Annotated in this window: 12 protein-coding genes; all 12 read left to right on the forward strand. The window is 65.6% G+C overall.

From position 1 onward, the window contains the following. Nucleotides 1-111: 111 nt before the first annotated feature. The 12 genes from coq7 to murC all read left to right on the forward strand — a co-directional run bounded on the left by coq7 (nt 112) and on the right by murC (nt 14,306). Nucleotides 112-759, forward strand: coding sequence for a 2-polyprenyl-3-methyl-6-methoxy-1,4-benzoquinone monooxygenase (gene coq7 / locus J3485_RS02690; protein WP_206951042.1), 648 nt, complete (start codon nt 112-114; stop codon nt 757-759). Between the two features lie 378 nt (nt 760-1,137). Next, nucleotides 1,138-1,566 (forward strand): division/cell wall cluster transcriptional repressor MraZ, encoded by a 429-nt coding sequence (gene mraZ, locus J3485_RS02695; RefSeq protein WP_102643981.1) that lies wholly within the window; start codon nt 1,138-1,140, stop codon nt 1,564-1,566. Nucleotides 1,567-1,591: 25 nt separating this feature from the next. After that, entirely contained in the window at nt 1,592-2,533 is a 942-nt protein-coding gene (gene rsmH / locus J3485_RS02700) for a 16S rRNA (cytosine(1402)-N(4))-methyltransferase RsmH (protein ID WP_206951043.1), read from the forward strand. Then, a complete protein-coding gene (ftsL, locus tag J3485_RS02705; RefSeq protein WP_206951044.1) occupies nt 2,530-2,922 on the forward strand; it encodes a cell division protein FtsL in 393 nt (130 codons plus the stop codon). The genes rsmH and ftsL overlap by 4 nt, the downstream gene beginning before the upstream one ends. Then, nucleotides 2,919-4,775: a peptidoglycan D,D-transpeptidase FtsI family protein gene (locus tag J3485_RS02710; RefSeq protein WP_206951045.1), complete on the forward strand. Its 1,857-nt coding sequence runs from the start codon at nt 2,919-2,921 to the stop codon at nt 4,773-4,775. The genes ftsL and J3485_RS02710 overlap by 4 nt, the downstream gene beginning before the upstream one ends. Then, entirely contained in the window at nt 4,772-6,313 is a 1,542-nt protein-coding gene (locus J3485_RS02715) for a UDP-N-acetylmuramoyl-L-alanyl-D-glutamate--2,6-diaminopimelate ligase (protein ID WP_206951046.1), read from the forward strand. The genes J3485_RS02710 and J3485_RS02715 overlap by 4 nt, the downstream gene beginning before the upstream one ends. Continuing rightward, entirely contained in the window at nt 6,310-7,773 is a 1,464-nt protein-coding gene (locus tag J3485_RS02720) for a UDP-N-acetylmuramoyl-tripeptide--D-alanyl-D-alanine ligase (RefSeq protein WP_206951047.1), read from the forward strand. The genes J3485_RS02715 and J3485_RS02720 overlap by 4 nt, the downstream gene beginning before the upstream one ends. Nucleotides 7,774-7,788: 15 nt before the next feature. Then, on the forward strand, nt 7,789-8,958 hold the full coding sequence (mraY, locus tag J3485_RS02725; RefSeq protein WP_206951048.1) for a phospho-N-acetylmuramoyl-pentapeptide-transferase: 1,170 nt from the start codon (nt 7,789-7,791) through the stop codon (nt 8,956-8,958). 62 nt (nt 8,959-9,020) lie between these two features. Next, nucleotides 9,021-10,535, forward strand: a complete 1,515-nt coding sequence (murD, locus tag J3485_RS02730; protein WP_206955608.1) for a UDP-N-acetylmuramoyl-L-alanine--D-glutamate ligase — start codon at nt 9,021-9,023, stop codon at nt 10,533-10,535. After that, nucleotides 10,532-11,815 carry a putative lipid II flippase FtsW gene (gene ftsW / locus J3485_RS02735; protein WP_206951049.1) on the forward strand — a complete coding sequence of 428 codons (1,284 nt, stop codon included), beginning with the start codon at nt 10,532-10,534 and terminating at the stop codon, nt 11,813-11,815. The genes murD and ftsW overlap by 4 nt, the downstream gene beginning before the upstream one ends. Beyond that, on the forward strand, nt 11,812-12,918 hold the full coding sequence (murG, locus tag J3485_RS02740) for an undecaprenyldiphospho-muramoylpentapeptide beta-N-acetylglucosaminyltransferase (protein ID WP_206951050.1): 1,107 nt from the start codon (nt 11,812-11,814) through the stop codon (nt 12,916-12,918). The genes ftsW and murG overlap by 4 nt, the downstream gene beginning before the upstream one ends. After that, complete coding sequence (gene murC / locus J3485_RS02745; RefSeq protein ID WP_206951051.1) at nt 12,915-14,306, forward strand: UDP-N-acetylmuramate--L-alanine ligase; 1,392 nt, start codon at nt 12,915-12,917, stop codon at nt 14,304-14,306. Before murG ends, murC begins: the two co-directional genes overlap by 4 nt.

The raw sequence follows: 14,306 nt of genomic DNA on the forward strand, positions 1-14,306 counted from the left end.
TTTGCTCTGAACTAAGCATGCGCACCATGCTGTCGGGGCAGCACGAGGGACTGTGCGGCACGGCGGCGCCTTCCTTTAGCCGCCGATTTGCTGCGCCGCATGGAGAGTGCAATGATGCTGGACGAGTTGATTGTCGAATTTGATCGGGGGCTGCGTTCGATCGCCGGGGTGAGCCGCATGAGCCGGCCGGTGCCTGCCCCAGAGCTGGAGCCGACCGATGCGAGGGGGGGCGCAGAACAGGAGATGACACTCGCCGAGCGCGCGCACTCGGCTGGCCTCATGCGCGTGAATCATGTCGGCGAGATCTGCGCGCAGGCGCTCTATCAAGCGCAAAAGCTCGCCACGCGCTCGCCCAGCCTCAAAGATGCCTTCGACCACGCAGCACGCGAGGAGGAAGATCACTTGGCGTGGACCGCCGCGCGCTTGCGCGAGCTGGACTCGCGTCCGAGTTTGCTCAATCCGCTCTGGTACACTGGCGCGCTTGCGATCGGTTTCGCGGCCGGCTGTTTCGGCGACAAGGCAAGCCTCGGTTTCATGGCTGAAACGGAGCGCCAAGTCGAGCGCCATCTGGACGGGCATTTGAAGTCGCTGCCCGAGGGCGATCGGTCGTCGCGCGCCATCGTCGAGCAAATGCGCGACGACGAGCGCTCGCACGGTCAGTCGGCCACTGACGCCGGCGGCGCCGAGCTGCCGATGCCGATCAAGGCGCTAATGCGCGCGGCGTCGAAAGTCATGACGCGAACGGCCTATTACATCTAACTTGGCAGTGGGAGCGGCGCGCCCGCGTCGCTCGTCGATCCATCCCTATCTAATCCGCTTTCTATCCCACCTTCGTTCGCTTCGAGCGCCGATCACGCCGGTGCGGCCATGAGCTTCTCAGGTATCACATTCACAAAATGCAGTAGTTCATTCTTTTATAAACGTTTTTTTGGTTTCACTCCTTCCTTGAAGGGACTCACGTAAGTCCTTGTTCTAACAAACAAAATTCGGCGAAAAAACGGTTTTCTCCCTTGACCGGTCTAGGGCGTTACTCTAAAGTGGGAGACAGTGTGAGAAAGTGTATTTTTGTGGATTGTTCGGATCATTCCGGCCGATATTTCGAGGGGTGGGGCATAGGGCTCCAAAAGGGAGAGAAAGGTGTTTCAAGGGGCGTCGGCGCTGACGCTCGATGCGAAGGGCCGCATGTCCGTGCCCTCTCGCTATCGCGAGGCGCTACAAGGCGAGGCACAAGGACGGGTGACGCTGACGAAGCACCCGGACGGCTGCCTATTGCTGTTTCCCCGCCCCGAGTGGGAAGTCTTTCGCACCAAGATCGCCGCATTGCCGATGGACGCGCATTGGTGGCGGCGCATTTTTCTCGGTAATGCCTCCGACGTCGATCTCGATAGCGCGGGACGCATCCTCGTTTCGCCTGAATTACGCATGGCCGCGGGTCTGGAAAAGGAAATCATGTTGCTCGGCATGGGTAGCCACTTCGAACTGTGGGACGCGCAAACCTACGCGGCCAAGGAGCAGGCGGCGATGGCGCAAGGCATGCCGGACGCATTGAAGAATTTCACGTTTTGATCGCGGTTTGAAATAGGGCACTGCGATGGAAAACGAATTGCAGCATCGCACGGTGCTGCTGGAAGAAGCGGTGAATGCGTTGGTCACGCGTGCGGACGGCGTCTATGTCGACGGGACGTTCGGGCGCGGCGGCCATAGCCGCGCGGTGCTCGCGAAGCTGGGCGAGCGGGCACGGCTGATCGCATTCGACAAGGATCCGCAGGCGATCGCGACGGCGCGCGCGATCGGCGATCCGCGCTTCGAGATCGTGCATGAGAGTTTTGCGTCGTTGGCGCCGGCGCTGGCGACGCGAGGTATCGGGCGTGTCGCCGGCGTGCTGCTGGATCTTGGCGTGTCGTCGCCGCAATTGGACGACCCGGCGCGTGGTTTCAGCTTTCGCGCGGACGGCCCGCTCGACATGCGGATGGACCCGACGCGCGGCGAATCCGCGGCCGAGTGGCTGGCGCGGGCGAGCCAGCAGGAACTGACGGAGGTCATTCGAGATTATGGGGAAGAACGGTTTGCTGTTCAGATTGCAAAGGCGCTTGTTGCTCGCCGGGCAGAGTCCGACCGTCTTGGGCCTCTCGTCACCACGGGCGAGCTTGCCGAAATCGTGGCTCGCGCAGTCAAGACCCGTGAGAAGGGCAAGGATCCGGCCACCCGCACCTTTCAGGCTATACGGATTCACGTCAATCAAGAGCTTGCGGAGCTGCAAGTCGTTTTAGAGGCGGCGTTGTCGTCGTTGGAGCAAGGGGGGCGGCTGGTGGTCATCAGCTTTCATTCGCTCGAGGATCGAATCGTGAAGCGATTCATGCAGGCGCATGCGAGTGCGCCTGCGGTCGATCGTCGCTTGCCGATTCGCGCCGTCGATCTGCCCGCCGCGCCGTTGAAAATCGTTGGGCGCGTCTTCGCGAGCACCGCTGAGATCGAAGCCAATCCGCGTGCCCGCTCCGCGGTCATGCGCGTCGCGGAGCGCGTCGCGCCATGAGCCGGCTGAACATCTTCTTGCTGATCGTCGTTCTCGGTTGCGCACTTTCCGTCGTCAATGCCACGAACCAGCAGCGGCAACTCTTCGTGCAGCTCGAGCGCGCGCAGTCGGAGGAGCATCAACTCCAGCAGGACTACGCGCAATTGCAGTATCAGCAAAGCGCGCTGTCGAAGACGTCGCGCATCGAGCAACTCGCCACCGATACGCTCAAGATGCAGCCCGCCTCGACGGGCGACACGCAATTCCTCACGCTCGCCCCCGGTTCGAGCGTTGCCGAGAATGCGCCGATTCCCACGATCGCGGCGAGCGCGCCGTCCGCTCAAGCGCGCGTAGGCAAGGGCGCCGGCCGCTCGCCTAGCCGTGTCGACGATCGCCGAGGCGCGCGATGAAACATACGACGAAGACGAAAAGCGTCACGTTCTCGGCCAGCCCGGTGCTGTCGGTGCGGTTGCCGATGTGGCGCTCGAAGCTCGTCGTGTTCATGCTGTTCATGGCGTTCGTCGCCCTTGCGGCGCGTGCCTTCTGGATTCAAGGCCCCGGCAACGCTTTCTATCAAAAGCAAGGCGAAAGCCGCTATGAGCGCACGATCGAGTTGCCCGCCACGCGCGGCAAGATCCTCGACCGCGATGGCCTCGTGCTTGCAACGAGCTTGCCCGTGCGCGCGATCTGGGCGATGCCCGAGTCGGTGCCGGAAGATCTGGACCCGGCCAAGCTCGTCGCGCTCGGCGCGCTGCTCGGCATGACGCAGAAAGAGCTGCGCGCGAAGCTTTCCGAGGACAAAACGTTCGTCTACGTGAAGCGCCAAGTGCCGGTCGACGTTGCCGAGAAAGTCGAGGCGCTCAAGATCCCCGGCATTTATCAACGCACCGAATACAAGCGCTTTTACCCCGAAGGCGAGATTACGGCCCACTTGGTCGGCTTCACCAATATCGAGGACGAGGGGCAAGAGGGCGTCGAGCTTTCCGATCAGAAGATTCTCGCGGGCACGCCCGGCATCCGGCGCGTGATCAAGGATCGGATGGGGCACATCATCGAGGACGTCGACGAGCAAGTCGTACCGCACAACGGCAAGGACGTCGAGCTCTCGATCGACAGCAAGATCCAGTACATCGCCTACTCGAACTTGAAGGCGGCTGTGGAGAAGGCGAAGGCCAAGGCGGGTGCGGCGATGGTCGTCGACGTGCGCACGGGCAACGTGCTCGCGCTCGTCAATTACCCGACCTACAACCCCAACGATCGTTCGCGCCTGACCGGCGAGCAGTTGCGCAACCGCGCGCTCACGGACGTGTTCGAACCGGGCTCGATCATGAAGCCGTTTACGGTTTCGCTCGCGCTCGATTTGCATCGAATCACGCCCAACACGCTCGTCGACACGGGTAACGGCCGATTCACACTCGACGGCGCCACGATCACCGACGACAGCGCCAACGGTGTGCTCACCATCGGCGGCGTTCTCCAGAAGTCGAGCAACATCGGGGCGACGAAGATCGCGATGACGCTCAAGCCGGAAGAGATGTGGAATATGTATACGAGCATCGGGCTCGGGCAGGCGCCGAAAGTGGGCTTCCCCGGTGCGGCGGCCGGCCGGCTGCGGCCATGGAAGAGCTGGCGCCGCATCGAGCAGGCGACGATGTCTTACGGCTATGGGCTGTCGGTTTCGCTGTTCCAGCTCGCACGCGCTTATACGGCGATCGCGCACGACGGGCAGATCATGCCCGTGTCGATTTTCAAGACCGACCCGACCCAGCCGGTGACGGGGCCGCAAATCTTCTCGCCGACGACGGCGCGCGAAGTGCGCACGATGCTCGAATCGGTCGTGACGGCGGCCGGCACGTCGCCCGAGGCCGCCGTGCCGGGCTATCGCGTCGGCGGCAAGAGCGGCACCGCGTACGTGCATACGTCGCACGGCTACGATCGCTCGAAGTACCGCGCGTCGTTCGTCGGCATGGCGCCGATGCCGAATCCGCGCATCGTCGTCGCCGTCTCGATCGATCAGCCGACCGCCGGCAGCCATTTCGGCGGCTCGGTGTCGGGTCCCGTGTTTTCCAGCATCGTCGGCGATACGCTGCGCACGCTGAACGTGCCGCCCGATATGCCGGTCAAGCAACTCGTCGTGTCCGACGATACGGCGAAGACGGCAAAGATGGCGGGCGTCGTGCCCGGTAAGCGCGTCACGTTCCCGCCCGCGCGGCCGATGACGATATCGGCCGATGCGCACGCGCGCCCGGGAGTCATCCGATGAGCGCTCCCTACAACGAGGACGCCATGCGCCGGCACGTGGCCGATGCGCTCGATTGGCTGCGCGCGCATGCGGCGACCGGCGCCCAATTGCATGCAGACACGCGCACCCTCGCGGCCGGCGACGTTTTTTTCGCGTATGCCGTCGACGGCGCGGACAGCCGCTCGCATATCGCCGGTGCGTTCGAGCGCGGCGCGGGTGTGGTGCTTTATCAGCCCGAAGGATTCGCGGGGCAGGTCGATGCCGCCCGCGCGCTTGCGGTGCCTGGGCTCGATCGGCTGGCGGGTGAGATCGCGAGCCGCTGGTACGGCGAGCCGAGCGAATCGATGCGGATGATCGGCGTGACGGGGACGAACGGGAAAACGTCGTGCTCGCAGTGGATAGCCGCGGCGCTGACCGCGCTCGGCGAACCGTGCGCCGTCGTCGGCACGCTCGGCACCGGCATGTGGGGGCATCTCGTTCATACCGGTTTTACGACGCCCGATGCGCCGCAGACGCAGCGCTCGCTGGCGCAACTGGCCACAGCCGGTGCGCGCGCCGTCGCGATGGAGGTTTCGTCGCATGCGCTGCACCAGGGGCGCGTGAGCGGCACGGCCTTCGATATCGCCGTGTTCACGAATCTCACGCAAGATCATCTCGACTATCACCACACGTTCGAGGCGTACGAGGCCGCGAAGGCGAAATTGTTCGAATGGCCGACGCTCAAGGCCGCGGTCATCAATCGCGACGATGCGGCGGGCCGGCGCCTCATCGCGCGCACGCAGCCGCGTATGCCGACGATCGCCTACGGCATCGGCGCGGCGAGCGACGCGCCGAGTGCGCACGCCGCGCTCGTTGCGACGAACGTCCGTGCTACCGCTACCGGCACGGCATTTCATCTGTCTTCGGATTGGGGGGCGGCCGACGTCGAAGTCGGCACGCTCGGCGAGTTCAACGTCAGCAATCTGCTCGGCGTGCTCGGCGCGCTCTTGGCGGCGGACGTTCCGCTCGCCGATGCGCTCGCGCAACTCACGAAGCTCGAGCCCGTCAACGGCCGCATGCAGCGTTTGGGCGGGCGCATCGCGAACGACGAGCCGCTCGTCGTCGTCGATTACGCCCACACGCCCGATGCGCTCGAGAAGACGCTCGATGCGCTGCGTCCGATCGCGCAGGCGCGCGGTGGGCAGCTCGTCTGCATGTTCGGCTGCGGCGGCGATCGCGATGCGACCAAGCGAGCGCTCATGGGCGCGATCGCGCAGCGGCTGGCCGATGCGGTCGTCGTGACGAGCGACAACCCGCGTAGTGAGGAAGCGGGCTCGATCATCGATCAGATCGTCGCCGGCATGGCGCATCCCGGCCAAGTGCGTCGCATCGAGGATCGCGCAAACGCGATTTTGCATGCGGTGCGCGATGCGGCGCGCGAAGACGTCGTCGTGCTGGCCGGCAAGGGCCATGAAGCGACACAGGAAATCATGGGTAAGAAGCGCGTTTTCTCCGATCAAGACCATGCTCGCCTCGCGCTCGCCGCGCGCGTGATGTATTCGCGCGGAGGTGAGCAATGACGATGCTCTCGCTCATGGAAGCCGCGCGGCTGATTCCCGGCGCCATCGTGGTTGGTGACGGCGCCACCGCGTTCGAGCGCGTCGGTACCGACAGTCGTACCGCTGGCGCTGGCGATCTGTTCGTCGCGCTCAAGGGCGATCGATTCGACGCGCACGACTTTTTGCCCGACGTTGCGGCACGCGGCGTCAGTGCCGTGCTCGCCACGCGGGTGCCGTCCGACTGGCATGTGCCGACGCTTATCGTCGAGGACACGCGGGAGGCGCTTGGTGCGCTCGCGCGCGGTTGGCGCAGTCGATTTGCGATGCCGCTCGTAGCCGTAACGGGCAGCAACGGCAAGACGACGGTCAAGGAGATGATCGCGTCGATTTTCGCGCAAGCGGTTGGGGAATCGGCGCGCCTTGCCACGGCCGGCAATTTCAACAACGACGTGGGACTGCCGCTCACGCTGCTGCGCTTGAGCGCGGCGCATCGGCTCGCCGTCATCGAAGTGGGCATGAACCATCCGGGCGAAACCGATGTGCTCGCGAAGATTGCGCTGCCGACGATCGCGCTCGTGAACAACGCGCAGCGCGAACATCAGGAGTTCATGGCGACCGTCGAGGCCGTCGCGCTCGAGCATGCGAGCGTTATTCATGCGCTGCCTGCCGACGGCACCGCCGTTTTTCCCGCCGACGACGCTTACGCCGGGATCTGGCGAACGGCCGCGACGGGGAACCCTATCGTCGATTTCGCGCTCGAAGACGCTTCGCGCGATGGCGCGACGGCGGCCGCCGCGGTCACGGGCGCGCTCGAGGGCAACCGTTTGCGCGTGCGCACGCCGGCGGGCGCGTTCGACGCGACGCTGCAAGTGCTCGGCGAGCACAACGCACGCAATGCGCTGGCGGCGACGGCGGCCGCGGTTGCCGCGAACGTACCGCTCGAGGCAATCGCGCGTGGTCTGGAAGCCTTTTCGCCGGTCAAGGGCAGGCTGCAGACGAAGCGTGCGCTTGCCGGCGCGCTGGCCGGCGCGGTCGTCATCGACGACACCTACAACGCGAATCCCGACTCGATGCGTGCGGCGATCGACGTGCTGGCGGCGTGCGGCGCACCGCGTGTGCTGGTGATGGGCGACATGGGCGAAGTCGGCGATAACGGCCCCGAGTTTCATCGCGAAGTCGGCGCCTATGCGCGCGAGCGCGGCATCGACATGCTCGTTGCGCTCGGCGACGCCACGCACGACGCCTGCTTGGCATTCGACCTGGCGCAGCCGGCCGCGGCGAGCGCGAGCGGGCACGCGGGCCGGGCGCACCATTTCGACGACGTGGCGAAGCTCGTCGAGTATTTGCTGCAAGCGGGCTTCGGATCGAGCGCGACGCTGCTCGTGAAGGGCTCGCGTTTCATGCGGATGGAGCGCGTCGTCGAGGCGCTGACCGTTTCGCAACCCACCCCGGTGCCGGGCAACTCGCCCGGCACGCATTGAAAGAGAAGGACGAGCATGCTGCTGGCGCTGGCGCAATGGCTGCAGAACGACGCAAGTTTTTTGCGCGTTTTCGGCTATCTGACATTTCGCGCGGTGATGGCGACCATCACCGCGCTCGTGATCGGGCTCGTATGCGGGCCGTGGGTGATTCGCAAGCTGACGTCGATGAAGGTCGGCCAGGCGGTGCGCACCGACGGGCCGAAGACGCATCTCGTCAAATCGGGCACGCCCACGATGGGCGGCGTGCTGATCCTGATCGGCATCGCAGTGTCGACGCTGCTCTGGGCGGACCTGACGAATCGCTTCATTTGGATCGTGATGCTCGTGACGTTCGGCTTCGGTGTGATCGGCTGGGTCGATGACTATCGCAAGGTGGTCTATAAGGACCCGCGCGGCATGTCGTCGCGCGAAAAGTATTTCTGGCAGTCCGTCATCGGCTTGTTCGCGGCGGTGTATCTCGCGTTCAGCGTCTCCGAGGCGAGCAACGTTCGCGTATTCGACCTGTTCATGGCGTGGGTGCGCAGTGGCTTGTCGATGGGGCTGCCCGCGCGCGCGGACCTGATGCTGCCGTTCCTGAAGTCGATCAGCTACCCGCTCGGCGTGTGGGGCTTCATCGCGTTGACCTACTTCGTCATCGTCGGCGCGAGCAATGCCGTGAATCTGACCGATGGGCTGGACGGTCTCGTGATCATGCCCGTCGTGCTCGTCGGCGCGTCGCTCGGCGTGTTCGCCTACGTCATGGGCAGCTCGGTCTATTCGAAATATCTGCTGTTCCCGCATATTCCAGGCGCGGGGGAACTGCTGATCTTCTGTTCCGCGATGGGCGGGGCCGGGCTCGCATTCCTCTGGTACAACACGCACCCCGCGCAGGTGTTCATGGGCGACGTCGGCGCGCTGGCGCTCGGCGGCGCGCTCGGTACGGTGGCCGTCATCGTCCGGCAAGAGATCGTGCTGTTCATCATGGGCGGCATCTTCGTGGCCGAGACGGTTTCGGTCATGCTGCAAGTCGTGTGGTTCAAGTACACGAAGCGGCGCTACGGCGAAGGCCGGCGCATCTTCAAGATGGCGCCGCTGCATCACCACTTCGAACTGTCGGGCTGGAAAGAGACGCAGGTCGTCGTGCGCTTCTGGATCATCACGTTGATGCTCTGTTTGTTCGGGCTGTCGACGTTGAAGCTGCGCTGACGCGCAGGGCAGACACAAACGCGACCGCAAAGGAAAAGGGAAAGCAAGCGATGTTCGGCGAGATGTTTGGAGATCGGCAACGGCCGATGGTGCTCGTGCTGGGACTCGGCGAATCGGGTCTCGCGATGGCGCGCTGGTGCGCGCGCCACGGGTGCCGCTTGCGCATCGCCGATACGCGCGAGGCACCGCCGAATTTGCCGGCGCTCGAGACGCACGGGATCGACGCCGAGTTCGTCGGCGGCGCGTTCTCGCCGGCGCTGCTCGACGGCGGCATCGAACTCGTCGCGCTGAGCCCGGGGCTTTCGCCGCTCGCGCAGGATCTCGTGCCGCTCATCGCGAGCGCGCATGAACGCGGTATTCCCGTGTGGGGCGAAGTCGAGTTCTTTGCGCAGGCGCTCGCGCATCTACGCGAGAGCGGCTATATGCCGAAGGTCGTCGCGATCACCGGAACGAACGGCAAGACCACCACGACGAGCATGACGGGGCAGCTTTGCGAACGAGCCGGCCGGAAGGTTGCGGTCGCCGGCAATATCAGCCCGACGATGCTCGATCGTTTGATGGGCGCGATCGACGGCGCCGCGCTACCTGACGTCTGGGTGCTCGAACTGTCGAGCTTTCAACTCGAAACCGCGCGGACGTTCGCCCCCGATGCCGCGACCGTGCTCAACATCACGCAGGACCACCTCGATTGGCATGGTGGGTTCGATGCCTACGCGGCCGCGAAAGGGCGCATCTTCGGGCCGGGCACCGTGCGTGTGCTCAATCGCGACGACGCGCGCACGATGGCGCTCGCACCTCGGGCCGATGCAACGGCCGAAGCGCAGGCGTACGTCACGTTCGGCGTGAACGAGCCTGCCCGCTTGGGCGATTACGGGCTCCTGCGCGAGAACGGCATCAACTGGCTCGTGCAAGCGCGCGAGCGCGAGCCGTCGGACGAAACGGCGAGCCCGCGCCGCCGTCGCCAAGAAGCGGCCCTGCCGGCCGAGCTCGCCATGACGCGCCTGATGCCCGCCGATGCGCTGCGCATCCGGGGCTTGCACAATGCGGCCAACGCGCTTGCTGCGTTGGCGTTGGCGCGTGCGATCGGTCTGCCGGCCGCGCCGCTGCTGCACGGCTTGCGCGAGTACCGCGGCGAGCCGCATCGCGTCGAACTGATCGCGTCGATCGACGGGGTCGATTATGTCGACGACAGCAAGGGAACGAACGTCGGCGCGACCGTCGCGGCGCTCGACGGGCTGGCGCAGCGTGTCGTGCTGATCGCCGGCGGCGATGGCAAGGGGCAGGACTTCGCACCGCTGGCACGCCCCGCGGCGCGCTGGTGCCGTGCCGTCATGCTGATCGGCCGCGATGCGCCGCCGATTCGCGAGGCGCTCGCCGAGACGGGCGTCGCGCTCGTCGACCATCCGACGCTGGAGGCGGCGACGCGCGCAGCCTGCGCGCTCGCGCAGCCTGGCGACGCGGTGCTGCTGTCGCCGGCTTGTGCGAGTCTCGACATGTTCGACAACTACGCGCATCGCGCGGCCGTATTCCGTAGCGCGGTCGAGGAGATCGCGGCCGAGCGGGGGATGATGCTATGAGCTGGATCGACCGCTTCGGCTCACGACTGATGCCGCAACGCGACGCGGCGGCGGGCGGCAAATCGCTCAAGACGGGCGGTGCCGCCGCGTCCGGCGCGAGCGGTCTCGCGAGCGCCGTCAGTGGGATGCGCCCGATGCGCTCGCGCATGCTCGATTACGATCACGCGTTGCTGTGGGTCGTCATCGCTTTGCTCGGGCTCGGGGTCGTGATGGTCTACTCGGCCTCGATCGCCATGCCCGATTCACCGAAGTACGCGGCGTATCACAGCTACGCGTTCCTCCTGCGTCATGTGATTTCGCTGGTCATCGCGTCAGCGGTCGCGATCGTGGTGTTCAAGATCCCGATCTCGGTCTGGGACAAGTACGCGCCCAAGCTTTTCCTGCTGACGCTGGCGGTGCTCGTGATGGTGCTGATTCCGCACATCGGCAAGGGCGTGAACGGCGCGCGCCGCTGGATTCCGCTCGGCCTCATGAACATGCAGCCCTCGGAAATCATGAAGCTCGCCGTGACGATCTACGCGGCGAACTACACGGTGCGCAAGCAGGAACACATGCACAGCTTCGCCAAGGGCTTTTTGCCGATGGGGTTCGCGGTCGGTGTCGTCGGCGCGTTGCTGCTGCTCGAGCCCGACATGGGCGCGTTCATGGTCGTGGCGGCGATCGCGATGGGCGTGCTCTTTCTCGGCGGGGTGAACGGCAAGCTGTTCGGCGGTCTCGTCGCAACGGCCGTCGGCACGTTTTCGATCCTCGTTTGGGCCTCGCCCTGGCGGCGCGAGCGGATTTTTGCCTACCTCGATCCGTGGGACGACCGCTACGCGCAAGGCAAGGCTTATCAACTGACGCACTCGCTGATCGCTTTCGGGCGCGGCGAGTGGTTCGGGGTGGGGTTGGGCGGCAGCGTCGAAAAGCTCAACTATCTGCCCGAGGCGCATACCGACTTCATTCTCGCCGTGATCGGCGAGGAGCTTGGCTTCGTAGGCGTGCTGATCGTCATTCTGTTGTTCTACTGGATCGTGCGCCGCTCGTTTGAAATCGGTCGCCAGGCGCTTGCGCTCGACCGCACGTTCGCGGGATTGATGGCCAAGGGCATCGGCTTGTGGTTCGGTGCGCAGACGTTCATCAACATGGGCGTGAATCTCGGCTTGCTGCCCACGAAAGGGCTGACGCTGCCGCTCGTGAGCTACGGCGGCTCGGGCATCGTGCTCAACTGCGTTGCACTGGCCGTCCTGATGCGGGTGGACTACGAGAACCGCGTGCTGATGCGTGGGGGCAAGGTATGAGCGCCACGCCTCAGCGCACGTTGATGGTCATGGCCGGCGGCACCGGGGGGCACGTCTTCCCCGGGCTCGCGGTCGCGCATCGCATGCGCGCGTGGGGTTGGCGCGTGGTCTGGCTCGGCAATCCGTCGGGCATGGAGGCCTCGCTCGTGCCCAAGCATGGCGTGCCGATCGAATACGTGCGCTTCGGCGGGTTGCGCGGCAAGGGGCTCAAGACGAAGCTGATGCTGCCGCTCAATCTGCTGCGCGCCTGTCTCGAAAGTTTACGCGTGCTCAGACGCGTGCGGCCCGACGTCGTCCTCGGCATGGGCGGCTACATCACGTTTCCGGCGGGCGTCATGACGGCGCTGACGGGACGCCCGCTGGTGTTGCACGAACAGAATTCCGTCGCGGGGCTTGCCAACAAAGTGCTCGCCAAGCTCGCGCGGCGCGTGCTCGTCGCCTTCCCCGACACGCTGCCCGGCGCCGAATGGACCGGCAATCCGTTGCGCGACGAGCTGTGCCACGCATCGGAGCCGACGTCGCGCTATGCGAGCCGCACCGGAGCGCTGCGCGTGCTCGTCGTCGGCGGCAGCTTGGGCGCCGCGGCGCTGAACGAATGCGTGCCGCGTGCGCTCGCGCTGCTCGCGCCAGACGAGCGGCCGCACGTCATCCATCAGGCGGGGGCCAAACATATCGACGCGCTGCGGGGCAACTACGCGCAAGCCGGGTTCGCGCCGGGCGAATCGCTGAGCCTCGTGCCGTTCATCGACGACATGGCCGCAGCCTACGGCGACGCCGATCTCGTCATCTGCCGCTCGGGCGCCATGACGGTGGCCGAGGTGGCGGCCGTGGGCGTAGCCGCGCTGTTCGTGCCGTTCCCGTATGCGGTCGACGATCACCAAAGCACGAATGCCGAGTTCTTGGCTTCGCAAGAGGCGGCCGTGCTCGTGCAGCAACGCGATTTATCGCCCGAGAACCTAGCGGATTGGCTGCGCAGCCAGACGCGCGAGACGCTCGCCGAAATGGCCGAGCGCGCACGTTTGCTGGCCAAGCCGGAAGCCACCGATCGCGTCGCGCAGATCTGCGCGGCCGTGGCGCTCGCGCGCCAGGAAGGAAAGCAATGAAACACATCGTCAAACATATTCACTTCGTCGGCATCGGCGGCGCCGGCATGAGCGGCATTGCGGAGGTGCTTGTCACGCTCGGCTATCGCGTGAGCGGCTCCGATCTCGCCCGCAGCGCGTCCACCGATCGGCTCGTCTCGCTCGGCGCGCAGGTCGCGATCGGGCACGATGCGGGGAACATCGAAGGCGCGGATGCCGTTGTCGTATCGACGGCTGTACGCAGCGACAACCCCGAAGTGCTGGCCGCGCGCCGCAAGCGCGTGCCGATCGTACCGCGCGCGGTGATGCTCGCCGAGCTCATGCGCTTGAAGCAGGGCATCGCGATCGCGGGGACGCACGGCAAGACCACGACGACGAGTCTCGTCGCGAGCGTGCTCGCGGCGGGTGGCCTCGATCCGACCTTCGTCATCGGTGGCCGCTTGACGAGCGCGGGCGCCAACGCGCGGCTCGGCACGGGCGATTTCATCGTCGCCGAAGCGGACGAATCGGACGCCTCGTTCCTCAATCTGCTGCCCGTGATCGAAGTCGTCACGAACATCGACGAAGATCACATGGACACCTATGGGCACGACTTCGCGAGGCTCAAGCAGGCGTTCATCGAGTTTACGCACAGGCTGCCGTTCTACGGGATCGCCGTGCTCTGCGTCGACTGCTCGAGCGTGCGCGAGATTCTCCCGTTCGTGTCGAAGCCCGTGATCCGCTACGGGTTCGCTCCCGATGCGCAGGTGCGCGCCGTCAACGTGTTCGCGCGCGAGGGCAAGATGCATTTCACGGCGCTGCGCGAGGGTGCGGCACCGCTCGCGATCGTGCTCAACATGCCGGGCACGCACAACGTGCAGAACGCGCTGGCCGCGATCGCGATCGCTACCGAACTCGAGATCGCCGATGCCGATATTCAGCGCGCGCTCGCCGAGTTCACGGGCGTCGGCCGGCGGTTTCAGCGCTACGGCGAGATGCGCGTGGCGGGCGGCGGCACGTACACGCTGATCGACGACTACGGACACCATCCCGTCGAGATGGCGGCGACGATCGCGGCCGCGCGCGGCGCCTTCCCCGGCAAGCGGCTCGTGCTCGCGTTCCAGCCGCATCGCTATACGCGCACGCGCGATTGCTTCGAGGATTTCGTCGGCGTGCTCTCGAGCGTCGATGCGCTGGTGTTGACGGAAATCTACGCGGCCGGCGAATCGCCGATCGTCGCGGCCGACGGCAATGCGCTCGCGCGTGCGATTCGAGCCGCGGGCAAGGTGGATCCGGCATTCGTCGAAACGGTCGACGCAGTGCCGCAGGCGCTGTCGGCACTCGTGCGCGACGGCGACGTGGTGATCACGATGGGCGCAGGCTCGATCGGCGCGGTGCCGGGTCGCCTGGCGCAAGAACTAAGGGCTTGA

The organism is Trinickia acidisoli, assembly GCF_017315725.1.
GTDB classification, from domain to species: Bacteria; Pseudomonadota; Gammaproteobacteria; order Burkholderiales; family Burkholderiaceae; genus Trinickia; species Trinickia acidisoli.